Origin of the sequence: Rhizobium sp. BK312 (assembly GCF_014193605.1) — a bacterium.
GTDB lineage: Bacteria > Pseudomonadota > Alphaproteobacteria > Rhizobiales > Rhizobiaceae > Rhizobium.
The window spans coordinates 246,229-272,536 of sequence record NZ_JACHZP010000006.1 but is presented as its reverse complement, the minus strand read 5'-3'; the positions used below and the strand labels follow the sequence as shown (position 1 = coordinate 272,536).

27 protein-coding genes and 1 tRNA gene are annotated in these 26,308 nt (G+C 60.6%); 11 read left to right on the top strand and 17 right to left on the bottom strand.

Annotation, left to right across the window (positions count from 1 at the left end):
- Positions 1-54 precede the first annotated feature (54 nt).
- Together FHT85_RS30840 and leuC are read left to right on the top strand one after the other, a co-directional pair.
- A complete protein-coding gene (locus FHT85_RS30840) occupies positions 55-189 on the top strand; it encodes a hypothetical protein (protein ID WP_015341484.1) in 135 nt (44 codons plus the stop codon).
- 68 nt (positions 190-257) lie between these two features.
- A complete protein-coding gene (gene leuC / locus FHT85_RS18800; RefSeq protein ID WP_112336307.1) occupies positions 258-1,667 on the top strand; it encodes a 3-isopropylmalate dehydratase large subunit in 1,410 nt (469 codons plus the stop codon).
- Positions 1,668-1,746: 79 nt separating this feature from the next.
- On the opposite strand, the gene FHT85_RS18795 is transcribed toward leuC, so the two are convergent.
- Complete coding sequence (locus tag FHT85_RS18795; protein ID WP_112412908.1) at positions 1,747-2,649, bottom strand: EamA family transporter; 903 nt, start codon at positions 2,647-2,649, stop codon at positions 1,747-1,749.
- Positions 2,650-2,731: 82 nt separating this feature from the next.
- Between FHT85_RS18795 and FHT85_RS18790 the strand changes: the two genes are divergently transcribed.
- Complete coding sequence (locus FHT85_RS18790; protein WP_112336304.1) at positions 2,732-3,220, top strand: MarR family winged helix-turn-helix transcriptional regulator; 489 nt, start codon at positions 2,732-2,734, stop codon at positions 3,218-3,220.
- Here the strand turns inward: FHT85_RS18790 and FHT85_RS18785 are convergent.
- Positions 3,197-4,123 carry a LysR family transcriptional regulator gene (locus FHT85_RS18785; protein ID WP_112412909.1) on the bottom strand — a complete coding sequence of 309 codons (927 nt, stop codon included), beginning with the start codon at positions 4,121-4,123 and terminating at the stop codon, positions 3,197-3,199. The genes FHT85_RS18790 and FHT85_RS18785 overlap by 24 nt on opposite strands.
- Positions 4,124-4,263: 140 nt before the next feature.
- Between FHT85_RS18785 and FHT85_RS18780 the strand changes: the two genes are divergently transcribed.
- Positions 4,264-5,715, top strand: coding sequence for an MFS transporter (locus FHT85_RS18780; protein ID WP_409527338.1), 1,452 nt, complete (start codon positions 4,264-4,266; stop codon positions 5,713-5,715).
- A 42-nt stretch (positions 5,716-5,757) separates the two neighbouring features.
- Here FHT85_RS18780 and FHT85_RS18775 read toward each other — a convergent pair whose 3' ends face one another.
- Positions 5,758-6,654 carry a LysR family transcriptional regulator gene (locus tag FHT85_RS18775; RefSeq protein WP_112412911.1) on the bottom strand — a complete coding sequence of 299 codons (897 nt, stop codon included), beginning with the start codon at positions 6,652-6,654 and terminating at the stop codon, positions 5,758-5,760.
- Positions 6,655-6,720: 66 nt separating this feature from the next.
- On the opposite strand from FHT85_RS18775, the gene FHT85_RS18770 reads away from it, so the two are divergent.
- A complete protein-coding gene (locus tag FHT85_RS18770) occupies positions 6,721-7,380 on the top strand; it encodes an NADPH-dependent F420 reductase (protein ID WP_112412912.1) in 660 nt (219 codons plus the stop codon).
- 83 nt (positions 7,381-7,463) lie between these two features.
- Here FHT85_RS18770 and FHT85_RS18765 read toward each other — a convergent pair whose 3' ends face one another.
- A complete protein-coding gene (locus FHT85_RS18765; RefSeq protein WP_112412913.1) occupies positions 7,464-8,294 on the bottom strand; it encodes an aldo/keto reductase in 831 nt (276 codons plus the stop codon).
- A 144-nt stretch (positions 8,295-8,438) separates the two neighbouring features.
- Positions 8,439-8,987 carry a L,D-transpeptidase gene (locus FHT85_RS18760; RefSeq protein WP_112412914.1) on the bottom strand — a complete coding sequence of 183 codons (549 nt, stop codon included), beginning with the start codon at positions 8,985-8,987 and terminating at the stop codon, positions 8,439-8,441.
- 148 nt (positions 8,988-9,135) lie between these two features.
- On the opposite strand from FHT85_RS18760, the gene FHT85_RS18755 reads away from it, so the two are divergent.
- Both FHT85_RS18755 and FHT85_RS18750 read left to right on the top strand, forming a co-directional pair.
- Positions 9,136-9,819: a response regulator transcription factor gene (locus tag FHT85_RS18755; protein ID WP_112399498.1), complete on the top strand. Its 684-nt coding sequence runs from the start codon at positions 9,136-9,138 to the stop codon at positions 9,817-9,819.
- Positions 9,820-9,826: 7 nt separating this feature from the next.
- Positions 9,827-10,282, top strand: a complete 456-nt coding sequence (locus FHT85_RS18750; RefSeq protein WP_015341494.1) for a cyclic nucleotide-binding domain-containing protein — start codon at positions 9,827-9,829, stop codon at positions 10,280-10,282.
- Between the two features lie 17 nt (positions 10,283-10,299).
- Here FHT85_RS18750 and FHT85_RS18745 read toward each other — a convergent pair whose 3' ends face one another.
- The 6 genes from FHT85_RS18745 to tesB all read right to left on the bottom strand — a co-directional run bounded on the left by FHT85_RS18745 (position 10,300) and on the right by tesB (position 17,897).
- Entirely contained in the window at positions 10,300-11,103 is an 804-nt protein-coding gene (locus FHT85_RS18745) for an exodeoxyribonuclease III (RefSeq protein WP_112336296.1), read from the bottom strand.
- Positions 11,104-11,303: 200 nt separating this feature from the next.
- Complete coding sequence (locus FHT85_RS18740) at positions 11,304-11,972, bottom strand: outer-membrane lipoprotein carrier protein LolA (protein ID WP_112412986.1); 669 nt, start codon at positions 11,970-11,972, stop codon at positions 11,304-11,306.
- Between the two features lie 135 nt (positions 11,973-12,107).
- Complete coding sequence (locus FHT85_RS18735; protein ID WP_112412915.1) at positions 12,108-14,780, bottom strand: FtsK/SpoIIIE family DNA translocase; 2,673 nt, start codon at positions 14,778-14,780, stop codon at positions 12,108-12,110.
- A gap of 274 nt (positions 14,781-15,054) precedes the next feature.
- Entirely contained in the window at positions 15,055-16,422 is a 1,368-nt protein-coding gene (locus FHT85_RS18730; RefSeq protein ID WP_112399502.1) for an ammonium transporter, read from the bottom strand.
- A gap of 27 nt (positions 16,423-16,449) precedes the next feature.
- Entirely contained in the window at positions 16,450-16,800 is a 351-nt protein-coding gene (locus FHT85_RS18725; protein WP_015341499.1) for a P-II family nitrogen regulator, read from the bottom strand.
- Positions 16,801-17,012: 212 nt separating this feature from the next.
- On the bottom strand, positions 17,013-17,897 hold the full coding sequence (gene tesB, locus FHT85_RS18720) for an acyl-CoA thioesterase II (RefSeq protein ID WP_112412916.1): 885 nt from the start codon (positions 17,895-17,897) through the stop codon (positions 17,013-17,015).
- Between the two features lie 83 nt (positions 17,898-17,980).
- On the opposite strand from tesB, the gene FHT85_RS18715 reads away from it, so the two are divergent.
- Positions 17,981-19,195 carry a ubiquinone biosynthesis hydroxylase gene (locus FHT85_RS18715; RefSeq protein WP_246780025.1) on the top strand — a complete coding sequence of 405 codons (1,215 nt, stop codon included), beginning with the start codon at positions 17,981-17,983 and terminating at the stop codon, positions 19,193-19,195.
- A gap of 41 nt (positions 19,196-19,236) precedes the next feature.
- Here the strand turns inward: FHT85_RS18715 and FHT85_RS18710 are convergent, their stop codons facing one another.
- Positions 19,237-20,115, bottom strand: a complete 879-nt coding sequence (locus FHT85_RS18710; protein WP_112412918.1) for a LysR substrate-binding domain-containing protein — start codon at positions 20,113-20,115, stop codon at positions 19,237-19,239.
- Positions 20,116-20,356: 241 nt separating this feature from the next.
- On the opposite strand from FHT85_RS18710, the gene FHT85_RS18705 reads away from it, so the two are divergent.
- Complete coding sequence (locus tag FHT85_RS18705) at positions 20,357-21,607, top strand: MFS transporter (protein WP_246780024.1); 1,251 nt, start codon at positions 20,357-20,359, stop codon at positions 21,605-21,607.
- Positions 21,608-21,614: 7 nt separating this feature from the next.
- On the opposite strand, the gene FHT85_RS18700 is transcribed toward FHT85_RS18705, so the two are convergent.
- From FHT85_RS18700 to FHT85_RS18685, 4 genes are all read right to left on the bottom strand, one after another.
- On the bottom strand, positions 21,615-21,803 hold the full coding sequence (locus tag FHT85_RS18700; RefSeq protein WP_015341504.1) for a Trm112 family protein: 189 nt from the start codon (positions 21,801-21,803) through the stop codon (positions 21,615-21,617).
- A gap of 10 nt (positions 21,804-21,813) precedes the next feature.
- A complete protein-coding gene (locus tag FHT85_RS18695; protein WP_112336287.1) occupies positions 21,814-22,473 on the bottom strand; it encodes an LON peptidase substrate-binding domain-containing protein in 660 nt (219 codons plus the stop codon).
- Between the two features lie 226 nt (positions 22,474-22,699).
- Positions 22,700-23,674 carry a thioredoxin gene (trxA, locus tag FHT85_RS18690; RefSeq protein ID WP_112412921.1) on the bottom strand — a complete coding sequence of 325 codons (975 nt, stop codon included), beginning with the start codon at positions 23,672-23,674 and terminating at the stop codon, positions 22,700-22,702.
- 158 nt (positions 23,675-23,832) lie between these two features.
- Complete coding sequence (locus FHT85_RS18685) at positions 23,833-24,342, bottom strand: prolyl-tRNA synthetase associated domain-containing protein (RefSeq protein ID WP_112412922.1); 510 nt, start codon at positions 24,340-24,342, stop codon at positions 23,833-23,835.
- 244 nt (positions 24,343-24,586) lie between these two features.
- Here FHT85_RS18685 and FHT85_RS18680 point away from each other — a divergent pair.
- Positions 24,587-24,661 (top strand) — tRNA-Gly (locus FHT85_RS18680).
- Positions 24,662-24,870: 209 nt separating this feature from the next.
- Positions 24,871-25,512: a DUF1007 family protein gene (locus FHT85_RS18675; protein ID WP_112412987.1), complete on the top strand. Its 642-nt coding sequence runs from the start codon at positions 24,871-24,873 to the stop codon at positions 25,510-25,512.
- Between the two features lie 20 nt (positions 25,513-25,532).
- Here FHT85_RS18675 and FHT85_RS18670 read toward each other — a convergent pair whose 3' ends face one another.
- Positions 25,533-26,279, bottom strand: a complete 747-nt coding sequence (locus FHT85_RS18670) for a phosphatase PAP2 family protein (protein WP_112412923.1) — start codon at positions 26,277-26,279, stop codon at positions 25,533-25,535.
- Positions 26,280-26,308: the final 29 nt, after the last annotated feature.

The following is a 26,308-nucleotide window of genomic DNA, read 5'->3' as shown; positions in this document are numbered from 1 at the left end:
GACCGTACCGATGCAACCCCATCGTCACCATTGCCGAGACTTCGGAAAATTGATATGAGCAACGCCATGAGTAAGATCATGAGCAAAGACGGACGTTACGTCACGGCTTTCGTGCTGCAGGACCATAAGCGCCTGCCGGCACGCTTCTTTGCGATGATTTCGGGCGCGCTCAACAGCCGACTTCGCTGATCACACCCGAGGCCGGCGGTCCTGATCCGTCAATCCCCTTTCGACAATGCCAATATGGATTTGTAGCCATGAGCGCTCCACGCACACTGTACGACAAAATCTGGGATGACCACTTGGTTGACGCCCAAGAAGACGGCACCTGTCTTCTCTATATCGACCGTCATCTCGTTCACGAAGTGACGTCGCCGCAGGCCTTCGAAGGCCTGCGCATGACCGGCCGCAAGGTTCACGCGCCGCAGAAGACGCTTGCCGTCGTCGACCACAACGTGCCGACTTCACCCGACCGCCACCTCGGCATCAAGAACGAGGAAAGCCGCATTCAGGTCGAGCAGCTCGCCAAGAACGCCGCCGAATTCGGCGTGGAATACTACTCCGAAAACGACAAGCGCCAGGGCATCGTTCACATCATCGGCCCCGAGCAGGGCTTCACCCTGCCCGGCATGACCATCGTCTGCGGTGATAGCCACACCTCGACCCACGGTGCCTTCGGCTCTCTCGCCCATGGTATCGGCACCTCCGAGGTCGAGCATGTGCTCGCCACGCAGACGCTGATCCAGAAGAAGGCCAAGAACATGCTGGTGCAGGTCGACGGCCAGCTGCCGCCGGGCGTCACCGCCAAGGACATCATCCTCGCCATCATCGGCGAGATCGGCACTGCCGGCGGCACCGGCTACGTCATCGAATATGCCGGCGAAGCCATTCGCTCGCTGTCGATGGAAGGCCGCATGACCATCTGCAACATGTCGATCGAAGGCGGCGCCCGCGCCGGCCTGATCGCTCCGGATGAGATCACCTTCGAATATATCAAGGGCAAGCCGCGCGCGCCGAAGGGCGAGGCGCTGGAACAGGCGATCGCCTACTGGAAGACGCTGCAGTCGGACGAAGGCGCGCATTACGACCGCATCGTCAAGCTCGATGCCGCAAGCCTGCCGCCGATCGTCTCCTGGGGCTCCTCCCCGGAAGACGTCATCTCCGTTCAGGGTATCGTCCCGAACCCGGACGAAATCCAGGACGAGACCAAGCGTACCTCCAAGTGGCGTGCGCTCGACTATATGGGCCTGAAGCCGGGCACGCCGATAACCGAGATCAATGTCGATCGCGTCTTCATTGGCTCCTGCACCAACGGCCGCATCGAAGACCTGCGCGCAGTCGCCAAGGTCGTCGAAGGCAAGACGGTGGCTTCCACGGTCAACGCCATGATCGTTCCGGGCTCCGGCCTAGTGAAGGAGCAGGCTGAGGCCGAAGGTCTCGACAAGATCTTCAAGGCTGCCGGCTTCGACTGGCGCGAGCCTGGCTGTTCCATGTGCCTCGCCATGAACGACGACCGCCTGAAGCCGGGCGAACGTTGCGCTTCGACCTCGAACCGCAACTTCGAAGGCCGCCAGGGCTTCAAGGGTCGCACGCATCTGGTCTCGCCGGCCATGGCCGCGGCTGCCGCGATCGCCGGCCACTTCGTCGATATCCGCGAGTGGAAGTAATCGGCCTGAAGGCATGAATGACGAAGGGCGGCCTGATGGCCGCCCTTTTTGTTTACCGGGGGGAAATTCGCCGGCTGCTCTATTGCTTCGATGTGACGGCTTGTCTCCCGCCGAGCATGGGATTTCCTGCCGTCGGAGCCTGCTGCGCGCGCTGGCTGAGCCAGACGCTGCCAAGCACGACAACAATGCCGAACATCTGCATCGGGCTCAGCTGCTGGCCGAGCACCGCCCATCCCAGGATCACGGCCATGGTTGGGCTGAGGAAGCCGAGCGGCGAGACCATCGAAGGCTCGAGCCGCGACAAACCCCGAAACCAGAGAATATAGGTGAGTGCTGCGCCGATCAGCCCGAGATAGGCGAAGCCGAGAACGTTGGCGCCGGTCAGATGCGGCAGCGGCGGCTCAAGCAGCAGGGCCACCGGCAGCAACAGCACGCCGCCGGCCGTCAGCTGCCATGCCGTAAAGGTCAGCGGCGAGACATCCGGCCGCCAGCGGCGGCTGAGCACGGTTCCGGCCGCCATGGAAAAAGCACCGCCGATGCCGGCAATAATGCCGATCGGGTCGAGCGTCGCATTCGGCGTCAGGATCAGGAGCGCGACACCACCGATGCCGGCAAGCGCCGCAACAATTGAAAGGCTACGGATCGGTGATCCCAGCAGCAAGCGCGCCAGCACAATGACGATCAGCGGCTGGACGGCACCGACCGTCGCGGCCACGCCACCGGGGAGCCGATAGGCCGAAATGAACAGCAGCCACCAGAAGACAGAGAAATTCAGCGCCCCGAGCACCAGCGACTTCAGCCACCAGACCCCATGCGGCAGCCGCCGCACGATGAGGAGCAGCAGCAGGCCGGCGGGCAGTGCGCGCAGCATGGCGACAGTCAATGGATAACCGGCCGGCAAAAGCTGCGTCGTTACCAAATAGGTGCTGCCCCAGATCGCCGGCGCGATGGCGGTGAGCAACAGGTCGAAATTGCGGTTCATGGCCTTGGCCTCAAATTTATCTTGACCTCAAGATAATCTGAAATACCTTGACGTCAAGATAAATTCATGGCGAGATCTCGTTATGGATCGCATCGATAAAATTCTCGCCCAGTGGCGCCGTGAACGGCCGGACCTCAACACCACGGCGATGGGCCTTTTCGGGCGCCTGCGCAATCTCGCGCTCCATCTCTCGCGCGAGATGGAGAAGACCTTCGGCCGCTTCGGCCTGAACGCGGCGAACTTCGACATGCTGGCGACCCTGCGCCGCTCGGGCGAGCCCTATACGCTCTCGCCCAGCGACCTGATGGAAACGATGATGGTCTCGTCGGGCACGATGACCAATCGTATCGATCAGCTGGAGAGGGCCGGTCTCGTCGCTCGCAGCCAGAACCCGGATGATGGCCGCAGCTTCCTGATATCCCTGACGCCAAAAGGTTTCGAGCTTATCGATGCGGCGGTGACGGCACATGTCGAAACGCAGAAACGCCTGATCTCCACCCTTTCTGAAGGCGAACAAAAAGCTCTTGACCGGCTGCTGCGCAATTACTTAGCCGACTTCGAATCCAGCTGATCGCCCCGAACGCGATCCGGCGCAGACGTCGTGAATGCAGCCCCTCAGCCAGCGGTGCGCCGGATCCGCATCCATGCGCGGATGCCAGAGCAGCGAGATCATGACGCCCGATGTCGGCAACGGCAACGCAAAACTATGCATGCCGACGCGTAGATTGCCGGTATAGCGCTCCGGCACACTGACGATCAGGTCGGAGGCGCGCGCCAAGGCCAGCGCAGCCGAAAAGCTGCCGACAATCGTTGCGATCTTTCGCTTCAGGCCCAACTCTTCCAACGCCTCGTCGATCTGCCCTTTCTGAAGGCCGCGCCGCGATACCAGAAGATGTTGCCCGGCCGCGTAACGTTCCGGGGTCAGCTCTCCTTCACTCAACGGATGTCCGCTTCGGACCACGCCGATGAAGCGATCGCGGAACAGCGCCTGCGTCCTGAGCTCCGGACCGGTATCGTCACCGACAACACCGGTTTCGAAGTCGATCGTCCCATCGCGCAAAGGCGTGCTGTCCTTGTCCAGCTTCTGTATGAAGTAGAGCCGAACGCCAGGCGCCTGCTCGGCAATGCGCGCGATCAGTTCGGCGCCGAAATTCTCCACGAAACCTTCGCGGGTGCGCAGCGTGAAAATTCGAGCAAGCTGCTTCAGATCCAAGCTTTCGGCGGGCCGCAAGGCCGCTTCCGCCTCCTGCACAAGCTGACCGACACGGTCGCGCAGCTCCAGCGCCCGCGGCGTCGGCACGAGCCCCCGCCCCGCCCGAACCAGCAGCGGATCCCCTGTCGTCTCACGCAGACGCGCAAGCTGTCGGCTCATGGCGGATGGGCTGAGCCGCAATCGCCGGGCGGCGCGCGCGACACTGCCTTCGGCAAGCAGGACATTGAGAGTGATGAGGAGGTTGAGATCGGGCGTGGACATGGCGCGAGCATAGCACGGTTTGCGTAAAATATAGCGTCTAACGCACGAATGAAGTGCAAATGCTGCGCGTTCCGCCATATCGCGTCGAGAGCTACCTTTCTGCCGGAAGTTTTATTAGGTCGCTAGAAATGGAGCTTGTGTTGCAGCCAATCATCGAAGATCCGGGCAAAGCCGGCCACACAAAATCAGCATCCTCGACTCGCTGGGCGCTCGCCAGCCTCTCGCTCTCCATGCTGATGCCCTCGCTCGGCACCAGCATTGCCAATATCGCTCTGCCGACGCTTGCCCAGGCATTCGATGCCTCCTTCCAGCAGGTGCAATGGATCGTGCTTGCGTATTTGCTCGCCATCACCACGCTGATCGTCAGCGTCGGAAAGTTAGGCGACATTTTCGGCCGGCGGCGCTTGCTGCTGATCGGCATAAGCCTCTTCACACTCGCCTCGCTCTTCTGCGGCGTCGCACCGACCCTCTGGCTATTGCTCGCCGCTAGAGGTCTGCAGGGTCTCGGTGCCGCCATGATGATGGCGCTGACCGTGGCGATGGTCGGCGAAACCGTGCCGAAAGAGCGGACAGGCGGCGCCATGGGCCTGCTCGGCACCATGTCCGCGATCGGCACCACGCTCGGCCCATCGCTCGGTGGCATCGTGATCGCCAGCTTCGGCTTGGAGACCATTTTCCTCATCAACGTGCCGCTCGGGATCGCAAATTTTCTACTCGCCGCCCGCTTCCTGCCGAGGGATCGTCGGGACCGGAAGGCGAGCAAGGGCCGACTGGATACGATCGGCACCCTGCTGTTGTCCCTGACACTCGCTGCCTATGCGCTGGCCATGACCCTTGGGCACGGCAGCTTCGGTGCGCTGAATATCGGCCTGCTGTTAGCGGCAGCTTTCGGCATCGTTCTCTTTGCGGTCACCGAAACGAAAGTGGAATCGCCGTTGTTCCGCCTTTCGATGTTCCGTGATGCATCGCTAAGCGCAGGTCTTGCCATGAGCACCCTCGTTTCCACCGTCATTATGGCGACGCTGGTGGTCGGCCCCTTCTATCTCTCCCGCAGCCTTGGCTTCGATGCAGCCCATGTCGGCGCCATCATGTCCTCCGGCCCGCTGGTGTCGGCCCTGACGGGCGTGCCGGCCGGCCGCATCGCCGATCGCTTCGGCGCCCAGCGCGTGACCATGACGGGTCTTGTCGGCATGATTGCCGGCCTCTTCCTGATAGTGATGTTGCAAGGCAGGTTCGGAGCCGCGGGCTACATCGGTCCGCTGATTATCGTGTCCGCAAACTATGCGCTCTTTCAGGCGTCCAACAACACCACCATCATGAAGGACATAAAGGCGGAGCAACGTGGCGTGATTTCCGGTATGTTGAGCCTGTCGCGAAATCTCGGCCTTATCACAGGCACAGCCGTCATGGGTGCGATCTTCACGCTGGGGTCAGGAACGAGCGATATTATCACGGCACGCCCGGAAGCCATTGCAACAGGCATGCAGATCACCTTCGCAGTCGGCGCCCTGCTCATCGTCGCGACGCTGGCCATCGCCATCGCCGGCATGGCGCGTTCAAGGCGTGATGCCCTTGCGCAAGAGGTCTCGTGAGAATGAGCCGAGAGGATGGCGGAGGATAATCCCGCCATCCGGTCACACCGGTCCGTGGTCGCCGAATTCCGCCGAAACGAAGTCGAGAAAGCTACGGAGCTTCGGCGTGATGCGGCGATCCGGCGCGTAGAGAACATGCAGCGGGCGCGTCGGCACGCTATATCCGGGCAAAAGCGGCACCAGCGCTCCCGTTTCCAAGCTCGATTGGATGAGTTCGGACGACTGCAGGATAATGCCGAGCCCTGCCAACGCGGCTTTCAGCAGCGCCTCACCATTGTCGATCATCAGCCGGCCGGAGATCGGAACGCTCACATTCCCCTCCGGTCCTTCAAAATCCCAATGAGTCCTGAGCATCGTATGCGAGAAGATCAGGCACTCATGATTTCGAAGATCATCTGGCGTGGAGGGGGTGCCGCGGGCGCGCAGATAGCTCGGCGCAGCACAGATCACCAGACGATAGGGACTGAGACGACGGGCGATCAACCCGCTGTCAGCGAGCTCACCGACGCGAAAGACTGCGTCGTAGCCCTCATCGATCAGATCCACCATGCGGTTCGTTAGCGACAGATCGATCGAAACCTCCGGATGCGCTCCCAGATATTTGGGAAGCGTTGGCGCGAGCGCATGGATACCGAAGGTGACGGGGGCGTTGACCCTCAGCTTCCCGCGCGGCACGGCGCGAGTTTCCGCCGCCAGCGCCTCCGCAGCCTCGACTTCTGCCAGAATATTGCGCGAGCGCTCGTAAAACTGGCTGCCGACTTCCGTCAGGTGCTGACGACGCGTGGTCCGGTTCAAAAGCCGAACACCAAGATGCTGTTCGAGAAATTGCACATGTTTGCCGACGAGCTGCGGCGACATGTTCAATGCCTCTGCCGCGGCACTGAAGGAGCCGAGCTCAACTGCCTTGACGAAAACGTTCATGCCGGAGAAGCGATCCATTAGAAACAACCCGTTTCAAGTATCGAGTTATCTAGACCATTTATCCGGATATGGCGATAATTTTATATGTTTGTCAGCCACAACAAGGAGCTGATAAATATGAAAATCGCTATCATTGGTGTCGGAAATATGGGGGCAGGACTGGCGCGTCTGCTGACCGGAGCAGGGTCTGACGTGATCATCGGCCATCGCGATCCCGCAAAGGCAGTAGCGTTTGCCGCCGAACTGGGCGCTGGCATCGAAGCGGGCGGGGTTGCCGCCGTCGTCAAGCTTGCAGATATCGTCATACTGGCGCTGCCTTATGGCGCTATCGCGGAAACGTTGAAGGAAGCCGGAAATCTCAAGGGCAAGGTGCTGATCGATATCAGCAATCCCGTTACCGCAGATTTCAGCGGCCTCGTCGTCGGGCACTCGAGCTCGGCGGCCGAAGAAATTCAGGCGCTAGCGCCCGAGGCCACAGTGGTGAAGGCTTTCAACACGATTTTCGCACCGTTGCTGCCCGCCGAGGGACGTAACGGCAAGGCGCTGCAGGTCTTCATTGCCGGAGACGACGAGAAGGCAAAACATGCCGTATCCGACCTCGTCAAATCCATCGGCTTCGAGCCGGTCAACGCTGGTCCGCTCAGCAATGCCCGTTTCATCGAGCCGATCGGCGAGATGAACATCCACTTCGGCTTCTTTCTCGGCAAAGGACCGACTGTGGCACCGGCCTGGGTTCAGGTCTGACGGCACTCAGGACGACAGGATGACAAAAGAGGCTCGGAGCCTTCACTCCGGGCCTCTTTGCATAAACTGATGGCAACCTGCGATCAAAAGCTCGCGGTCAGCGGATCCGGACCGATGCGACCGCCAGCCGAATCGAGCTTGGCCATGTCAGCTAGATCGTCACCGTCGAGCTTGAAATCGAAAACGTTGAGGTTTTCTTCGATGCGGCTCGGCGTCACCGATTTCGGGATGACGATCAGGCCGTTGTCAATGTGCCAGCGAATGATGATCTGTGCCGGCGTGCGGCCATGCTTGGCGGCGACCTTGCCGATCACGGCGTTGGTCAGAAGCTTGCCCTGGCCGAGCGGGCTCCAAGATTCGGTCTTGATGCCGAGTTTGTCGTGAACGGCACGCAGCTCCTTCTGCTGGAAGGTGGGATGCAGCTCGATCTGGTTCAGCACGGGCGTCGCGCCGGTCTCGCCGATGATACGTTCGAGATGCGCGGCGGCAAAATTGGAGACGCCGATCGAATGGGCGCGGCCTTCTTCCTTGAGACGGACGAAAGCCTTCCAGGTGTCGAGATAGCGGTTGCGATGCGGCGACGGCCAGTGGATGAGGTAGAGGTCGATATAGTCGGTGCCAAGCCGTTTCAGGCTTTCGTCGAAGGCCTTCAGCGTGGAATCGAAGCCCTGTGCCTCATTCCAGAGCTTGGTTGTGAGATAGATGTCCTTGCGGGCAACGCCCGACTGGCGCACGCCTTCGCCGACGCCGTCTTCGTTGGCATAGATGGCTGCGGTATCGATATGGCGGTAGCCGGCTTTCAAAGCCGTGCTGACGGCCATCGGCGCGACGTTTTCCGGCGTCTGCCAGACGCCGAGGCCGACCTGCGGAATGGAATTGCCGTCATTGAACGTGATTGTCGGTTGCGTGGTCACGATAAGTCTCCAAAGGATGAGAAGCGGGTGGAGTGAAGGCGTGATTTAAATTCTAAAAGAAAAGGGGCGGTCTGGTCCGCAAAGGCGCACCGGTCGAAATCCCATATAGTGGAGAATATCGGGATGTTAACCCCGGGCGACCTTTCAGACAACCCGGACGGTCGTACCTCTTCGCAGTAATGGCAGGATGCGCCTCATGTCGCGCAGGCTCACCGCAACACATCCGGCCGTCGGCTCATATCCCGGCCTGATCAGGTGGAAGAAGATCGCCGAGCCGCGGTTGCGCCGGCGCGAGCGCACATTCCAGTCGAGCACCAAACAGATATCGTAAAGGCCATCCTCCCGCTGCAATTCCTCGTGGCTCGACTTGAAGGGCGCCTTCACCGGCCTGTTGTAATTGGCATCGTCGGGTTGATCGCACCAGAGCATATCCTTCCGGATATGCCGCATCGGCAGAGCCGTCCGCAGGAAGCGGACCCGATCGCCGCGCGTGAAGCCATAGAGCAGCTTCATGCCCGCAATCGGCGTCGCGCCGTCGCCCTCCCGCTTCAAGATGCTGCGCCCGGACCGGCCGATTGCCGCCGGCACCGTGATGCCCCCCACTTGCACCAATGCCCGCATTTTCTTACCCGGCGCAGGCCGCACGACGATCGTCGATGCGGTCCGTCCCGCCTCCGCCCTTATCTTTTGCATTTCCCTCACATGTTTTTGCTTTGCGTGTGATTTCTTTTGAAATCATAGCAGTTTCAACCAAACGACCAAGCCTGAGCCGCCTCGCGACTTGCCAAAAGTGCAATTTGGCGTAGGACTTAGGACGAATGAGAACAAGGACCCGAACGGCATGACGGCACGCACCATTCTCCTGGTGGATGATGACAACGACCTGCGTGAGATGTTGGTCGAGCAATTATCGCTTTACGAGGAATTCAACGTCCTGCAGGAGGCGACTGCCGGAAAAGGCGTGCAGACCGCGCGCACCGTGCCCGTCGATCTCCTCATCATGGATGTCGGCCTGCCCGATATGGACGGCCGCGAAGCCGTAAAGCTGCTGCGCAAGAGCGGCTTCAAGCCGCCGATCATCATGCTGACGGGGCACGACACGGATTCCGACACCATCCTCGGCCTTGAAGCCGGCGCCAACGATTATGTGACGAAGCCTTTCCGCTTTGCCGTCCTCCTCGCCCGCATCCGCGCGCAATTGCGCCAGCACGAACAGAGCGAGGATGCGACCTTTACTGTCGGACGTTATCTCTTCAAACCGAGCCAGAAACTGTTGACCACCGAAGACGGACAGAAGATCCGCCTCACGGAAAAGGAAGCCGCGATCATCCGCTATCTCTATCGCGCCGACCAGAAGGTCGTCACCCGCGATATCCTGCTGGAGGAAGTCTGGGGCTATAATTCCGGCGTGACCACCCACACGCTCGAAACCCATGTCTACCGCCTTCGCCAGAAGATCGAGCGCGATCCCTCCAACGCCGAAATCCTGGTCACGGAAAACGGCGGCTACAAGATCATTCCATAGGCAATCGATGGCGCTGAACGACGATATCCGACTGCTGTCGCAACTGCCGCTGTTTCATGGCATGGGCGATGAGCCGCTGCGGCTGATCGCCTTCGGTGCCGATCGCCGCCACGTGAACGAAGGCCAGACGCTGTTCCGGGAAAAGTCGCCCGCCGAATGCGCCTATGTCATCACGCGCGGCAGTTTCGAACTCAGCACCATCGATGCTAACGGCCAGATACAGGTGGAAGCGATAGTCCAGGCCGGCACCATGCTTTCGGAGCTGGCGATGGTGACCTTGGTGGAACGGAAATATACGGCTGTTGCCGCCGAAGAATCCGACGTGATCCGCATCACCCGCGCCCTCTTTCACCGGTTGATCGAAGAATATCCAGACGCCGGCCTGCTGATCCAGAACCGCATCCGCGAAAACTTCGCCGCACTTGCCAGGCAAGCGGCCGCAATGCTCGGCCGGTTTTCCTAATAATACTCAATCCCGCTTCAGAGATTGAAATGCGCCACGACCGGCACGTGGTCGGACGGACGATCCCAGCCCCGCGCCGCTTTCAGAATCTCGATTCTCTGCAGATGCGGGCCGAGATCGGAGGATGACCAGATATGGTCGAGACGGCGGCCACGGTCGGCGGCCTCCCAATCCTTGGCGCGATAGCTCCACCACGTATAGAGCTTTTCGTTTTCCGGCACCTGCTGGCGCATCAGGTCGAGCCAGGCACCGCGCTTCATCACCTCGAGCAGCCCTTCGGTCTCCACAGGCGTATGGCTGACGATCTTCAGGAGCTGCTTGTGCGACCAGACATCGTGCTCGAGCGGAGCGATATTGAGATCGCCGACGAGGATCGCGGAGGTGTTCTGCTCGGCATTGGCATGCAGCTTCTTCATCTCCTCGATGAAATCGAGCTTGTGGCCGAATTTCGGATTGATCGTGCGATCCGGTTCGTCGCCGCCGGCCGGCACATAGAAATTATGCAGGCGAATGCGGCGGCCACCGCGCTCGAAGATGGCCGAGATGTGCCTGCTGTCGCCGACATTGCAATAATCCTGGCGGTGGTCCTCGGTCAGCGGGAAACGCGAAGCGATGGCGACGCCATGATAGCCCTTCTGGCCATGAATGATGATGTGCTCATAGCCAAGCGCGCGGAGCGGCGCATGAGGAAAAAGCTCGTTCGGAACCTTGGTTTCCTGCAGGCAGAGAATATCCGGCCGGGCCTGCATGACGAACTGCTCGACAATGGGCATGCGTAGCCGCACTGAATTGATATTCCAGGTCGCAATCGAAAATCCCATGCCCGAACCTTTTCCCTAAAGCAATTCGAGGAAAAGTGCGCAGCGGTTTTCCGTCCGGAATTGCGTCAAAACAGACAACCGGATCGACTCTGCGATTCGATGAATCGCTGGTCCCTCCGGTCAGCCTAAGGCTTTAGACCGGCTGTGGCGGAAAGAAAAGCGCCATTCGCCGCTTACTGCGGCTCGGACGGAGACGACGCTCAGCGCGTGTAATCGATGCGGAAAACGCTGTCGTCGAAGGCGACGTTCGTCTTTACGTTGTTGATGATCACATCGGTCGTCTTGCCCTGCGGATCGATGACGGTCCATTGGCGCAGGTCATAGGACTTCGAATCGAAGATCATCGTGATGGTGGAATCGCCGAAGACAGTTCGGTTGCCGAGCGTGATCTTGGTGAGATCCGGCTGCGAATCGACGTTGCGCACCATATCTGCGGAAAGGTCGATCTTGTTGGCCAGCAGCAGGCTCAGCGGCGTCTTCGACAGCTGATACATGTTCCTCGTCTGCGTCTGGTCGTTGATGACCTGCACGTTGTTCCCGTCGCAAATTACGCGCATGCGCGACGGCGGATCGTAGTTGAAGCGCATCTTGCCGGGCCGCTGGATGAAGAAGGCGCCGCTCATCTGATCGCCGCGCGGGCCGATCTGCAGGAAGCCGCCCTTCATCGACTTGATGGACGAAAAATGATCGGCGATGGCCTGAGCGATGTTGGGATTGAGGGTAGCGGCCGCCGGCTGCGTCTGTGCTTGGGCCTGCGCGAAAGCCGAAACCGGCAGAGCGCCTGCCGCGCCGACAGCAACCACAGCGCCGAGGAAATGCCGGCGGGTCAGGGAAAGTCGGCTGGACGGCTGCGCATCAAACTTTGTCATCGAATTCTCCTTCATGCTTCGTCCATGGCGCGCAAAATCGGCGTCTTCATGGCGCAACGGCCCAGGGCCGGTAAGGGCTGCGATCAAATTTCTCTGAACGTAGACGGGATATGCCACACGGAAAGGTGGGTTGCCTCAGCGATCCAGGATATCGGCTTCAGTCGGGACGAGAATTTCGCGTTTGCCGGCATGGTTGGCCGGGCCGATCAGTCCCTCCTGCTCCATGCGCTCGATCAGCGACGCCGCACGATTGTAGCCGATGCCGAGACGGCGCTGGATATAGGAGGTCGAGGCCTTGCCGTCACGCAGCACGATCGCAACCGCCTGATCATAGGGATCCTCCGAATCGGAAAGATTGGAGGTGCCGACCGGGCCGTGGCCGTCATCGTCCTCGTCGTCATCAGCGGTAATGGCATCGAGATATTGCGGCGCGCCCTGTGTCTTCAGATAGGCGACGATATCCTCCACCTCGCCATCTGAGACAAAGGGTCCGTGGACGCGCTGGATGCGCCCGCCGCCGGCCATATAGAGCATGTCGCCCATGCCGAGGAGTTGTTCGGCCCCCTGCTCGCCGAGGATAGTGCGGCTGTCGATCTTCGACGTGACCTGGAAGGAGATGCGGGTCGGGAAGTTCGCCTTAATCGTGCCGGTAATGACATCCACAGACGGGCGCTGCGTTGCCATAATGACATGGATGCCAGCCGCACGTGCCATCTGCGCCAGACGCTGCACCGCGCCTTCGATATCCTTGCCGGCGACCATCATCAGGTCAGCCATTTCGTCGATGATGACGACGATATAGGGCATGGGCTTCAGGTCGAATTCTTCCGTCTCATAGATCGCCTCGCCGGTCTGGCGGTCGAAGCCGGTCTGCACGGTCCGGCTGATCGCCTCGCCCTTGGCGACGGCCTGCTCGACGCGGCTGTTGAAGCCGTCGATGTTGCGCACGCCGATCTTCGACATCTTCTTGTAGCGCTCTTCCATCTCGCGGACGGTCCATTTGAGCGCAACCACGGCCTTCTTCGGGTCGGTGACGACAGGCGACAAGAGGTGCGGAATGCCGTCATAGACGGAGAGTTCGAGCATCTTCGGATCGATCATGATCAGGCGGCATTGCTCGGGCGTCATGCGGTAGAGCAGCGACAGGATCATGGTATTGATCGCAACAGATTTACCCGAGCCGGTCGTACCTGCCACGAGCAGATGCGGCATCTTGGCGAGGTCGGCAATCACGGGCTCGCCGCCGATCGTCTTACCGAGCGACATCGCAAGCTTTGCCTTGGAGGTCTCGAAATCCCGGCTGGCTATGAGCTCGCGCAGATAGACCGTCTCGCGCGTCGAGTTTGGCAGCTCGATGCCGATCGCATTGCGGCCAGGAACGACGGCGACGCGGGCAGCGATTGCGCTCATCGAACGGGCGATATCATCAGCAAGGCCGATGACGCGGGACGACTTGATGCCTGGCGCTGGCTCCAGCTCATAGAGCGTGACGACCGGACCGGGGCGGACGTGGATGATCTCGCCTTTGACGCCGAAATCCTCCAGCACGCCTTCGAGCATGCGCGCATTCTGCTCCAGCGCGTCAGCCGAGAGCGTTGCATCGCGGGCGACGGCCTTCGGCTCGGCAAGCAGATGGACTGCGGGAAGCTGGAAACCATAGGGACGAATGAAGGAAGTCTGCGCCTCCCGCTCAGCCCGCGCTCCAGGCTTCGGGCGCGGAGCGGCTGGGATGACGCGATGGCCGGCGGCAGCTCCCTTCGATGCAGCCGGGGCTAAAGGCCAATCTTCATCCTCATCGTCAGGCAGAATATCGACAGGACGCCGCGGATCGCGATCATAAAGGGAATCCTCGTCCTCATCCTCGTCATCGCCGAGGCTGATCGAGGGCGCGGAAACGACGCGCCGGGCGGCGGGGCCATCCATGGACGGATCGAGACGGTCACCGCGCACCATCGGCGCCTTGGCGCGCACGGGCTCGTTCAGCGTGCCGAATTCGTCATCATTGAAATCGTAAGGCGCGTCGAAGGCATGGTCGCGGCGCTTGCGCGGACCCATGCCGAACAGCCGGCGCAAGCGGGCCTGCGTGTTGTACCAGGCATGCATGACGGCGCCGAAGGCCATGAAATTGCCAAGGAAGCTGCCGCGGTCGTCATCCTCGTCCACGTCGCCCACCCGACGGGCGCGGCTGCGGGTTTCCTCGTAATCGTCCTCATCCTCCTCGTCTTCCACGAGATTTTCGCCGATGGCGCCGGAGGCAAAGAGCATGAGCCAAATGGCCGGGACGGCGAGAACCGAACCGATGATGATGGCGACGACACCGCTCGGATAGGTGCCGATGAAAAGGGCCGGTAGGCGCAGCAGAAGATCACCGACGACACCGCCGATGCCGTTGGGGATCGGCCAGGTCGGCGGGGCGGGAAAGCAGGCGATCGAGCCGGCCGCGACGATGCAGCCGCCGAACCAGGCGCCGAGGCGCGAGGGTACCCGATGAAGCTTGCGGTTGGTGATCAGCGCAAAGGCCCAGGCGACGACGGGCAGCATCGCCAGAAGCGAGGTGAGGCCGAGCGACTGCATCATGACGTCGGCAAAGGCGGCGCCGGGAAAGCCGAGCAGGTTGGTCGGCGCATTGGCAGTTGCGTAGGAATAGCTGGGGTCCATGACGTTCCAGGTCGCCAGCGCCGCAACGGCGAGCGCCAGCAGGAACAATATTCCAAAGCCCGAAAGCCCCTTGATCTGACGCCAAACCACGCTCGAAAGCGATAAACGGTCGGGGCGACCGCTCAACGCCGCCGAATTGCTTCTGCCCATGATATCAAGCCCCGTTCCAGTCCAAAGCGCAAGCGAATCGGTCTATGCCCACTCGCCGGCAGGTTAGCCATACCTAATCAGAGGAGGGTTAATGGCATGTTAACCATGCATGCCGAGCCGGGAGATTACAGGGCTTTCGCCAGTGGATGTGATTGCACCAAAGAAAAGGGCCCGAACCGAGGTCCGGGCCAAGAGCGGCCTATTTACGATGAAACAGGACGCGACGGGATGTTCAGCGAGACCGGAAACTTTGCTCCGGTCTCGCAAGCTCCGATCAGGAATTGTGGTAGGCGGCTTCGCCGTGCGAGGCGAGGTCGAGACCTTCGCGCTCGGCTTCCGGAGCGACGCGCAGACCGATGATGACATCGACGACCTTGTAGAGGATCGCCGAGCCGATGCCGCACCACAGGATGGTCGTGACGACGGCGGTCAGCTGGACGACGACCTGGCTGCTCATCGTGACGCCTTCGGCATAGCCGACGCCGCCGAGCGAGGCGCTGGCGAAGATGCCGGTTGCGATGGCGCCGAAGATGCCACCGATGCAGTGCACGCCGAAGACGTCAGCCGTGTCGTCATAGCCGAACTTGTTCTTCACGACCGAGACGAAGAAGTAGCAGAGCGGAGAGACGATAAGGCCCATGACGATCGCGCCCATCGGACCGGCGATGCCGGCTGCAGGCGTGATGGCGACGAGGCCGGCAACCATGCCCGAAGCGCCGCCGAGCATGGAGGCCTTGCCGCGGGTGAAGGTTTCGACCAGCGACCAGGAGATGATGGCGGCTGCGGTTGCGATGAAGGTGTTGACGGTTGCGAGCATTGCGCCGCCGGATGCTTCAAGGTTCGAGCCGGCATTGAAGCCGAACCAGCCGACCCAGAGCATGGATGCGCCGACCATGGTCAGCGTCATGGAATGCGGAGCCATCATGTCCTTGCCAAAGCCGACGCGCTTGCCGACGAGAATGGCGCCGACGATGCCCGCGATACCGGCATTGATGTGAACGACGGTGCCGCCTGCGAAGTCGAGCGCGCCCATCTTGAAGAGCATGCCGTTGGAATCCCAGACCATGTGAGCGATCGGGAAGTAGACGAAGGTCGCCCACAGCGCGCAGAAGAGCACGGCCGCGCCGAACTTGATGCGCTCGGCGAAGGCACCGATGATCAGGGCCGGCGTGATCGCGGCGAAGGTCATCTGGAACAGCATGAAGATGAACTCAGGAATGACGACGCCCTTGGAGAAGGTTGCAGCCGTCGTCGAGGTCGAAACGCCCGAGAGGAACATCTTGGCCGTGCCGCCCCAATAGGGGCTGGTGCCGCCGCCGAAGGCGAAGGAGTAGCCGTAGAGAACCCAGATGATCATCACGACGGCGCCGATCATCGTGCACTGCATCAGGACCGAGAGCATGTTTTTGGCGCGGACAAGACCGCCATAGAACAGCGCAAGGCCCGGAACGAGCATGAAGAGCACGAGAATGGTGGAGATGAACATGAAGGCGGTGTCGCCCTTGTCCGGAACCGGAGCGGCGGCGGTCGCAGCCGCAGCAGCCGGGGCGGCCTCCTGCGCAAAGGCGATCGCCGGCGCAAGCAAGGCCGCAGAAAGCGCGCCCACCCGTGTCAGGGCAGAGGAAAGCTTGGAAAATGACATGCAAATAACTCCCTGGTCCGCCGTGTCTTACAGCGCTTCTGAATCGGTTTCGCCCGTACGGATGCGCACGGCATGGTCAATGGAATAGACAAAGATCTTGCCGTCGCCGATCTGGCCGGTCTTGGCGGCCGATGCGATGGCCTCGACGGCCTTGTCGACGGTTTCGGATGCGACTGCGACTTCGATCTTCAGCTTTGGCAGGAAGCTCACGGCATATTCGGTGCCGCGATAGATCTCGGTATGCCCCTTCTGGCGCCCGTAGCCCTTCACTTCGGTCACAGTCAGGCCCTGGATGCCGACAGCCGTGAGGGCCTCACGGACCTCATCGAGCTTGAACGGCTTGATAATGGCCATCACAATTTTCATCTGGTTTCCCATCCTTTGTTAGCCTCGGCGCGGAGCCGACTCTCCTTGCCGCCGACGAGTGTTCTGCAGCGACTGGCCATACACATTCAAAGGGCGTGCCAGATTCGTGACACATTTATAACGTATTGAAATAAAACAGATTTATTGCGCAGAACCAATAAAGCGGCATTTCTTGCCAAAAGAGCAGCACAAATAAAGTGCAATTTTATAAAATTGCACTTTATTTAATCATTTGCCTTTTTACGAATCAGGCCTTCCTGCGCTACCGACGCAATCAGGATACCGGATCGCGTAAACAGGCTGCCGCGCGTAAATCCGCGGGCGCCGGAGGCGCTCGGGCTCTCCTGGCTGTAGAGCAGCCAGTCATCGAGCTTGAACGGTCGATGGAACCACATGGCGTGGTCGAGGCTCGCCACCTGGACGGTCGGGTCCAAGACCGATGTCCCATGCGCGTTCAGGGAAACATCGAGCAGCGTCATGTCGGAGAGATAGGCGAGCACCGCATTCTGGTAGAGCCGGTCATCCGGCACCGGTCCCGTCACCCGAACCCAGATATTCTGCCGCTGGCTCGGCTGCGCGCGGGAGAAATAGCTCTCGATCGACACCGGCCTGATTTCGATCGCCCGCTTGCGCTCCCAGTAGCGGCGCACGTTCTCCGGCGCGTGGGCGAGATAGCGCTGTTTCACCTGCTCCTCGTCCATCAGCTCCTCCGGCATCGGCACATCAGGCATATCGCTCTGATGATCGAAACCGGGCTCGTCGACTTGGAAAGACGCGGTCAGCGCGAAGATCGCCTTGCCGTGCTGAACGGCCAGCACGCGCCGCGTATTGAAGCTCGAGCCATCGCGCAGGCGGTCGACCTGATAAAGGATCGGCACCGAAGGATCGCCCGGCAGCATGAAATAGGCATGCAGCGAATGCGCGAAGCGATCGCCATTCACCGTTCTCTGCGCCGCCATCAGCGCCTGGCCGATGACCTGCCCGCCGAAGACGCGCTGCCAGCCGACCTGCGGGCTATTGCCGCGAAACAAGTTCATCTCGATCGTTTCGAGATCGAGCGTCGCCAGTACGGTTTCCATCGGGGTGAGCTTCTCGGTCTCTCGCGACATTTTGCTTGAACTCCCATGGTAGGAACCGTCAACAGGATGCTCTATATAGAGCAGTACGTGACAGTAAGACACAGGGAAGCGCTATGTTGGACATGCTGGTAGTGGGTGGCGGATATGTGGGTCTTGCCGCAGCAGTCGCAGTCAAGCAGGCCGCACCTCACCTCGACGTCATGATCGTGGAAGCCGCTCCCGAAACCGCCTGGAAGAAGGATATGCGGGCATCGGCGATCATCGCTGCCGCCTCGAAGATGCTCGATGTTCTCGGCGTCTGGAACGAAATCGCGCCTGAGGCCGAACCGATCACCCGCATGATCGTCACCGATTCGCGCACCGGCGATCCCGTCCGCCCGGTCTTCCTCACCTTCGACGGCGAAGTGGCCGAGGGTCAGCCCTTCGCCCATATGGTCTCGAATCTGACCATGGTCGGGGCGCTTCGCGGCGCCTGCGAACGCTTGGGCATCCCGATCAAGCATGGCCTCAGCGCCACGGATTTCGTCACCGACGACAACAAGACCACCCTCACCCTTTCGGATGGTAGCACGCTCGAAACGCGGCTTCTGGTCGCCTGCGACGGCGTGCGCTCCAAGCTGCGCGACATGGCCGGTATCAAGACCGTCAATTGGGATTACGGCCAGTCCGGCATTGTCGTCACCGTCGAGCATGAGCGCCCGCACGGCGGCTGCGCCGAGGAGCATTTCCTGCCCTCCGGCCCCTTCGCCATCCTGCCCTTGAAAAACAACCGCTCCTCGCTCGTCTGGACGGAGCGCACCCCCGACGCAGAACGGCTGGTCGCCTCGGACGATCTCCTCTTCGAGGAGGAGCTGGAACGCCGCTTCGGCCACAAGCTCGGCGCACTCACCACCGTCGGCGAGCGCCGCGCCTTTCCGCTCGGCCTCACGCTTGCCCGCGCCTTTGTCGCGCCGCGCTTCGCGCTCGCAGGGGACGCAGCTCACGGCATCCACCCGATCTCCGGCCAAGGCCTCAATCTCGGCTTCAAGGACGTGGCGGCATTGGCCGAAACCATCGTCGAGGCCAACCGCCTCGGCCTCGATATCGGCTCGATCAACACTCTCGAGCGCTATCAGACCTGGCGCCGCTTCGACACCTTCCGCATGGGGGTGACGACCGACGTGCTGAACCGGCTCTTCTCCAACGACAACACACCGCTGCGCATCGCCCGCGACTTCGGACTGGGGATCGTCGACCGCCTGCCCAGCCTCAAATCCTTCTTCATCGGCCAGGCCGCGGGCACGACCGCGAAGGACAATCCGCGGCTGCTGGCGGGCGAGGCGATTTGAAGGATCGGGATCGAATCGCCAATCTCTAAAGCGGAAATCCTCTACTCGAGGTTTTGCATCTCGATATCCATCCAGTTGCAGAATTGCCGGACCGCTCTCGATTCCAAACGGCGCTGATAGCGATACGTGCCGGTTTCGACCGGTTCATAGCCCGGCAGGTTTACCAGCGCACCCGATTTCATTTCCCGGCCCGTGAGGATGGTCGGTGCGAGTAGCACCCCAAGACCGGCGACGCAGGCATGAAGCGCGGCATCGTCCGTGTCGAAGGCATGGCCGAAGGAAAGGTCTGCCGGCGAGAGATGGAACGCCTCGCACCAGAGCTGCCAATCCCAGTTGCCCACACAGCATTGCAAAGCCGGCAGGCGCGGAACGGCAATCTCCTGACGATTGGCGTCTTTTGCCTGCAAGCCCGGAGAAACGACCGGACGGCGCAGATCGCGCGCAAGGAATTCCCATCCCTCGGCCGCCTCCCCTATCCTGAAATGACGGATACTGACATCTGAATGCGGCACGATTGAAAAACTCCGCGCAGAACTCGTTTCTACCCGAACGCGCACCTGCGGGCAGAGGGCGCGAAAGCGATCCAGCGATGGGATGAGCCAGCGCAGCGCAAGCGATGTCGTTGCGTGGACGCTGATTTCGTTTTCATCGCGATAAAGAGCCTCGGCCGAATGCTCGATGAGCCCGATCGCCGGCCCCACCTCCTGATAAAACCGTCGCCCCACTTCGGTGAGGGAGACTGTGTTGTTTCCCCGACGGAAGAAGCTCACCCCAAGCTCGTCTTCAAGCTTTTTGAGCTGGTGGCTTATCGCACCGGAAGTTACGCCAAGCTCATTGCCAGCGGCCGCCAGACTTCCCGTGCGTGCCACGATCGCAAACACCCTGATGGCATTGAGCGAGATGCGGTGCCGATCCTGCATGAATTTTCCTCAAGCTCCCCTCAAATTCCTCGTTTGAGGATAATGCAAAAATCGAGCACAAACGGAGGTGAAATCACACCGGAAATTCACGCTTTAAACCCCACCCAATATCACAACGGACTCGGAACCACAGCAAGTGCAGCCACTCAGCCAGCATTAATTTCTTTTCGCCATCGCCGACGGAAATGCCGACGTTCCTCGTTCCGTAAGAAGTAAAGCTAGTCGCGTCCAAAGGTCCTTGATGCCCCCTCTTTTCCATCGTTGCCGCGGCTTCATGGCGCTTTCCGCACCGATTACTGGCATGCGACTCTGCTCGCCTGCAGTTCGTGCCGTGGTCGCCCTCTCGCTGACCCAGCTCATCGGCTGGGGCGCGACCTTCTATCTGCCGGCAGTGACCGGTCCTGCCATGGCTGGTGAGCTGGGCATGGCTCTGCCCATGGTCATGGCGGGACCAACGATAATGCTTGTCGTGATGGCCGCGATATCCTGGCCGCTGGGCAGCATGATCGAGCGCCACGGCACGCGTCCCATCATGACCTTGGGGTCCGCTCTGGGCGCAGCCGGATTGCTGACCCTGGGGCTTGCCCACGGTCCAGTCTTCTATATCCTTTCATGGGCGGCCCTCGGCCTTGCCGGCACCTGCATGTTGACCACACCGGCACAGATTGCAGTCAGCGAAATGGCCGGAGAGAGAGCACGTCGTGCGCTCGGCGTTTTGATCCTGGCCGGCGGGCTGACATCGACGATCGTCTGGCCGCTGACCGGCCTTCTGCAGGATCAATGGGGCTGGCGCGCAACAACGCTTCTCTTTGCTGCGCTAATGCTGTTTGTCTGCGCGCCGCTGCACTGGATCACGCTTGCCCGTCAACCCAGGGAGAAATCGGCTGCCAAGGCCGCGCAGGAGCCTGCTCTCATCCATGGGCCGAGTTTCACCTTGCTGGCCGCAAGCTTTGCCGCCAATGGCTTCGTTACCTGGGGATTTGCCCTGACGATCATCATCCTCTTCGAGGCTGCCGGTCTCGATCATGCCGGTGCGCTGGCGGCGGCAGCCTTCATCGGCATTGCGCGATGGGCAGGCCGCTTGGTCGATTTTCTCGGCGGTGGGCGCTGTTCGGGCTTTGCCATCAGCCTCGCGGGCTCGGCTCTGTTTCCCTTGAGCTTCGCGGTTCTTCTGCTGAGCAACAGCTTCACGGGCGCCATGCTTTTCGCCACACTTTATGGCATTGCCAGCGGCATCACCGCCGTTACCCGCGCCACGCTGCCGCTGCAGATTTTTCCCACCGGTACTTATGCCCGTGCGTCGGCACGACTGGCGGTGCCCCTCAATCTCTCCTATGCAGCGGCGCCGCCATTATTCACCACCGTGGTAACCTATGCCGGCCCGCAGGCCGCTCTGTGGTTGGCCCTGGTTATCTCGAGCATTGCATATTGCACGCTTCTGGGCCTTTTGCTGGTGCACCGCCGGGTGAACGACACATCTCGACCGAGCTGAACCCGCCTCAATCCTCGATACGTCTTGCTTCCGAAATCAGCATGATCGGAATGCCGTCGCGGATCGGATAGGCAAGGCGCCCCTTTTCCGAGATCAGCTCGTTCTTTTCCCGATCGTAGCTCAGCGACCCCTTGGTCAGCGGGCAGACGAGGAGATCGAGCAGTTTCGGGTCGACTTTGCTGACCGTAACATCCATCGGCAGGCTCCTACTGCATCAGCGAATCAGTGTCGCCGGAGCCGGCCAGCACGATCTTGACGATGGCGATGAAGGTTTCGGCACGGCTTTTGAGATCCGGGGCTTCGAGAAGTGCCTGCTTTTCAGCCGGATCGAAAGGCGCCATCATCGAGAGCGAATTGACCAGCATCATATTGTCGGCCCGCTCGACGCTTTCCCAATCCGCCTCCAGCTTGTTGGCTTCCAGATAGGCCCGGAAGGCTGAAAGCAGTGCGGCGCGGTCGACCGTATCCTCTTCATGGTGCGACTTGAGGTCGGAGATGAAAGGCGTGATGCGGAAGGTGCGATAGGGCTGGTGCGTGGTGATTTCATCCATCAGCCGGAAACGGCATATGCCGGTCAGCGCGGCGATATAGCGTCCGTCGCCGGTTTCGGCGATGGACGTGATGCGTCCCAGGCAGCCGACATGCGAGAGGTTCGGCGATTCGGCCGGCTCGGAAAGCGCAGGCTGCACGATGCCGATGAGCCTGTTGCCGGCGATCGCAGCATCGAACATGGCAAGATAGCGCGGCTCGAAGACATTGAGCGGCAATTGCGCCCCGGGCAGCAGCAACGCACCGGACAAGGGAAAGACAGCAACCGATTCGGGCAGATCGCTTGGCTTCAAATATCTGGCATTGCCGACTTGCATCTCTTCCATCCCGCTAGAACACCGTGCTGCCGGCCACGGTGGCCGCACAGGAACGACACACATCGCGGTCGCTTCCCATCCCGCGCCACGTCGTCAGACAATGTGAGCCCCTCTGCCGAAAACACAAGAGTATTTTAGCCGAGGTGCCGATGCGCCGCGTTCATCTAAACAAACGATCGCGCGAAATGTTTCGCACGATCACCATCTACATCAGGAAAACAGGCTCTTACGAAAATAGAATGGAGGAAAGCTTACGCCGCGCCGCGATCGTGGCCGGGTCCTTGGCGCCCCATACCTCGAAGAATTCCAGGAGCTGGCGGCGTGCGCCGTCATCGTCGTAGCTGCGATCCTTGCGCATGACGGTCAGAAGATGTTCAGCCGCCTCTTCGCGCTTGCCTTCGACATTGCGGATCTTGGCGAGCTTGATGCGCTGCTCATGATTGTCGGGATTGGCGGCCAGTTCCTGTTCGATCGCCACGGGATCGCCAAGCTTGCGGGCCTCGTCGATCTGGTCGAGCTTCTTGACCACGGCCTGAATGCCGGCATCGTTGGCGAGGGTCTCCGGCAGATCGGCAAGCGCTTCGCGGGCGCGCTGGCTCTGGCCGGCTGCGATCATGCATTCCGCCATGCCGGCGAGCGCCTTGGCATTTTCGGGATCCGCTTGCAGCACCGCACCGAAGAGTTCGGCGGCACCATTGACATCACCGGCGGCAAGCAGGCCGCTCGCCTCTTCCAGAACAGCGGCTATTTCCGCCGCCTGATCGTCCGCACCGCCCGCTGGGCCGCCGAGACGATCGATGAACTGGCGAACCTGGCTCTCGGGAACAGCACCCATGAAACCATCGGCCGGACGGCCGTCGACGAAAGCGATGACGGCCGGGATCGACTGGATGCCGAGCTGGCCGGCGATCGAGGGATGATCGTCGATGTTCATCTTGACCAGCTTGACGCGCCCCTGGGCTTCAGTGACCACCTTTTCGAGAACCGGCGTCAGCTGCTTGCACGGGCCGCACCAGGGCGCCCAGAAATCGACCAGCACCGGTTGCCGGCGCGATTCTTCGATAACATCCTTGGCGAAGTTGGCAGTCGTCGTGTCCTTGATCGGCGAAGCGCCACCGGCTGCCGGCGCGCCGCCGTAGGATGCCGAGGCCGACATCTGCCCGCCGAAGGAAGCGTTGTAGGGATTGTTCGAACCGCTCATGAGTGTCTCCCGCCTGCCGGCATCCTTGATCTTATGGAGAGCATGATTTCCAAACGAACCGATAAAGTTCGTTTGGCAGCACGCCGAATGGAATGGTCAAAGCACACGGACAGCTCGAAGAGAAGCCGCCTGCCATATCTTAGCGCTAAAATCGTACGTTAGCTCGTCACTTTCAAGACTAGCGGCGTATGACCCGTCGCCTCCATGAAACGCAGGAGATCGCCGCTGGCAATCGACGTCGTCGCATCGTTCGACAGAGGATGGCAGTTGACGATGTCATGCGCCATCAAATCGGCATCGAGGACGAAGGTAACGTTGTTGGCGACGTCGTTGATCGCACCGAAGGCCGTAACCGAGCCCGGAATGACGCCGAGATATTCCATCAGCTTTTCCGGCTTGCCGAAGGACACCTTGCTCGCCGCACCGATCTGGGTGTGAACGGTCTTCAGATCGACGATCGCATTCTCCTCGACGGTCAGCAGGAAGAAATTGTCCTTCTTGTCCTTCACGAACAGGTTCTTCGTATGGCCGCCCGGAATCTCGTCGCGCAGCGACACCGATTCGGCGACGGTGAAGACTGGAGCATGGTCCTTGGTCGTATGGCCAATGCCGAGCTCGTCCAGGAATCGGAAAAGATCGTCGCGGGTTTTCGGGCTGGTCTCGGTCATGACGTCTCGCAATGAAAAATGGTTCGCCCCTGATACGTCGCTCACAATTTCATTGCAATCTTCGAGACGACAAAGCCCGGCGTTTCCGGGCTTTCCGAGAGCTTATGGAAAGAAGATGCATTTTTTCTTCGCGAACTCGTCATTTCCCTGTTGCATTTGAAAAATGGTTAGGCCATATAGCGCCCGTCGCCGCAAGACGACGCCCAGCGGTCCAACACACTACCCCGGATCGCGACGGGAATGAGCGGGTGTAGCTCAGGGGTAGAGCACAACCTTGCCAAGGTTGGGGTCGAGGGTTCGAATCCCTTCGCCCGCTCCAGTTTTCCAGATTTTCCTCCGAAGAGAAAAAGTCACGGCTCAGGCCGAGGCTGGTATTTTGCCGAAAACGCGAGTTTCCTTATTCCCGTTTCCGTTCCTTGCATCTATGCCTTGCCCACGCGCGAAGGGTCTCAAATCAGTCTCATTTGACGTTCAGGTCTGCGCATCGGATAGACCGGACGGAACGCGGTAGCTGCTCGCATGAAAAGCATGAAAACAAAGATTTCCCTGCTGATTGCGATGCTGTCGCTTCTGCCCATTCCCGCATTTGCCCATCCGCATATCTTCATCGATGCCAAGTTCGAGGTCGTCTCGGCGCCCGATGGCTCGATCAGCGAGCTGCGCAACGTCTGGAGCTTCGACGAGGTGTTTACCTCTTCCGTGCTCATGGATTACGGCAAGAGCGGCGACCAAGTGTTGAGCGCGAGCGAGCTCAAGGCGGTCGGCAAGACGGTCCGGGATTCGCTGGCGCAATATGGTTACTATACGAACGTCACCAGCAACGGCAAAGCGGTACCGATGGCCAAACCGGACGCGGTTGAGGCCAATTACAAGGATGGTTCGCTGACGCTGACCTTTTCGCTGAAGCCCGAGCAGAAGACTTTCCTCAAGGGAACCACCATCTTCGGCATCTACGACAAGACGCTCTATACGGCCGTCGATTTCGCCACCGACAACGATTTGACCACGTCGGGGCCGGCTTTAGGCCGCTGCAAGCGCAAGGTGATCAGGCCCAACCCGAAGGAAGTCATGGCGGAAAACCAGGCCGCGCTGACCAGCATGTTCTTCAGTGACCCGAAGGGCACGGACTACTCGCTGCTCGTGGCCACACGGCTCGAAGTCCAGTGCTGATCCCGTAAGGACATCTTACCTCACTTGAAAGACAGATCATCGTCTGCGGCAGACCTCTTTCCCCTTGGCCCGGGCGATATGTAGCGGCGGGCGATGAGCCAGCAGGCGAGCGCCCAGGTCGCGCCGGCGCACCAACCGCCGAGAACGTCGGTTGGATAATGCACGCCGAGATAGACCCGGCTTGCGCCAATCATCAATGTCAGCAGGATGCCGGCCGCGACGATGAAGACGCGCGTCGAACGATAGGTCCGCGTGCCTGAGATCAGCGCGGCAAGGGTCAGATAGGTTACGGCCGAAACCATCGCATGGCCGCTTGGAAAACTCAGATCCTGCACCTCGACCAGATGCGGCACGATATCCGGACGCGCCCGCGCGACGCCGATCTTCAATGCCGTGCTCAATGCCCATCCGCCCAGGACCGAAGCGAGGATGAAAATGGCGATGGAGCGCTGCCGGTCGAGAAGCAGATAGATCGTCACGAGCGCCGTCATCAGCGCGAGTACCGTCGTCCCGCCGAGGCTGGTAATGTCCTTGACGGCATGGGTGAGCCATCCCGGCCCGATCGGCATGGCAAGGTTCCCGGGCTGACGAAGCGCCAGCAATATCGCCTCGTCGAACCCCTTCGTGCTGCCTTCGAGTACCTCTCCTGTGAGATAGATGAACAGAAGAATGCCGCCCGAAAGCGCGGCGAACATCACGAGGAGCAAGGGCTCGTAGCGGTTCAACCATCCAGGAATGCCCGATGTGCCGAATGGCCGATCCTTCATGCGCTGAAACCTGCCTTGAGTGCTCTCAT

Bases quoted from the DNA above. Each gene is read 5' to 3' on its own strand.
- FHT85_RS30840 (WP_015341484.1), top strand. From the start codon at position 55: ATGAGCAACGCCATGAGTAAGATCATGAGCAAAGACGGACGTTACGTC.
- leuC (WP_112336307.1), top strand. From the start codon at position 258: ATGAGCGCTCCACGCACACTGTACGACAAAATCTGGGATGACCACTTG.
- FHT85_RS18795 (WP_112412908.1), bottom strand. From the start codon at position 2,649: ATGAACCGCAATTTCGACCTGTTGCTCACCGCCATCGCGCCGGCGATC.
- FHT85_RS18790 (WP_112336304.1), top strand. From the start codon at position 2,732: ATGGATCGCATCGATAAAATTCTCGCCCAGTGGCGCCGTGAACGGCCG.
- FHT85_RS18785 (WP_112412909.1), bottom strand. From the start codon at position 4,123: ATGTCCACGCCCGATCTCAACCTCCTCATCACTCTCAATGTCCTGCTT.
- FHT85_RS18775 (WP_112412911.1), bottom strand. From the start codon at position 6,654: ATGGATCGCTTCTCCGGCATGAACGTTTTCGTCAAGGCAGTTGAGCTC.
- FHT85_RS18770 (WP_112412912.1), top strand. From the start codon at position 6,721: ATGTTTGTCAGCCACAACAAGGAGCTGATAAATATGAAAATCGCTATC.
- FHT85_RS18760 (WP_112412914.1), bottom strand. From the start codon at position 8,987: ATGCAAAAGATAAGGGCGGAGGCGGGACGGACCGCATCGACGATCGTC.
- FHT85_RS18755 (WP_112399498.1), top strand. From the start codon at position 9,136: ATGACGGCACGCACCATTCTCCTGGTGGATGATGACAACGACCTGCGT.
- FHT85_RS18750 (WP_015341494.1), top strand. From the start codon at position 9,827: ATGGCGCTGAACGACGATATCCGACTGCTGTCGCAACTGCCGCTGTTT.
- FHT85_RS18745 (WP_112336296.1), bottom strand. From the start codon at position 11,103: ATGGGATTTTCGATTGCGACCTGGAATATCAATTCAGTGCGGCTACGC.
- FHT85_RS18740 (WP_112412986.1), bottom strand. From the start codon at position 11,972: ATGACAAAGTTTGATGCGCAGCCGTCCAGCCGACTTTCCCTGACCCGC.
- FHT85_RS18735 (WP_112412915.1), bottom strand. From the start codon at position 14,780: ATGGGCAGAAGCAATTCGGCGGCGTTGAGCGGTCGCCCCGACCGTTTA.
- FHT85_RS18730 (WP_112399502.1), bottom strand. From the start codon at position 16,422: ATGTCATTTTCCAAGCTTTCCTCTGCCCTGACACGGGTGGGCGCGCTT.
- FHT85_RS18725 (WP_015341499.1), bottom strand. From the start codon at position 16,800: ATGGGAAACCAGATGAAAATTGTGATGGCCATTATCAAGCCGTTCAAG.
- tesB (WP_112412916.1), bottom strand. From the start codon at position 17,897: ATGTCGCGAGAGACCGAGAAGCTCACCCCGATGGAAACCGTACTGGCG.
- FHT85_RS18715 (WP_246780025.1), top strand. From the start codon at position 17,981: ATGTTGGACATGCTGGTAGTGGGTGGCGGATATGTGGGTCTTGCCGCA.
- FHT85_RS18710 (WP_112412918.1), bottom strand. From the start codon at position 20,115: ATGCAGGATCGGCACCGCATCTCGCTCAATGCCATCAGGGTGTTTGCG.
- FHT85_RS18705 (WP_246780024.1), top strand. From the start codon at position 20,357: ATGCCCCCTCTTTTCCATCGTTGCCGCGGCTTCATGGCGCTTTCCGCA.
- FHT85_RS18700 (WP_015341504.1), bottom strand. From the start codon at position 21,803: ATGGATGTTACGGTCAGCAAAGTCGACCCGAAACTGCTCGATCTCCTC.
- FHT85_RS18695 (WP_112336287.1), bottom strand. From the start codon at position 22,473: ATGCAAGTCGGCAATGCCAGATATTTGAAGCCAAGCGATCTGCCCGAA.
- trxA (WP_112412921.1), bottom strand. From the start codon at position 23,674: ATGAGCGGTTCGAACAATCCCTACAACGCTTCCTTCGGCGGGCAGATG.
- FHT85_RS18685 (WP_112412922.1), bottom strand. From the start codon at position 24,342: ATGACCGAGACCAGCCCGAAAACCCGCGACGATCTTTTCCGATTCCTG.
- FHT85_RS18675 (WP_112412987.1), top strand. From the start codon at position 24,871: ATGAAAACAAAGATTTCCCTGCTGATTGCGATGCTGTCGCTTCTGCCC.
- FHT85_RS18670 (WP_112412923.1), bottom strand. From the start codon at position 26,279: ATGAAGGATCGGCCATTCGGCACATCGGGCATTCCTGGATGGTTGAAC.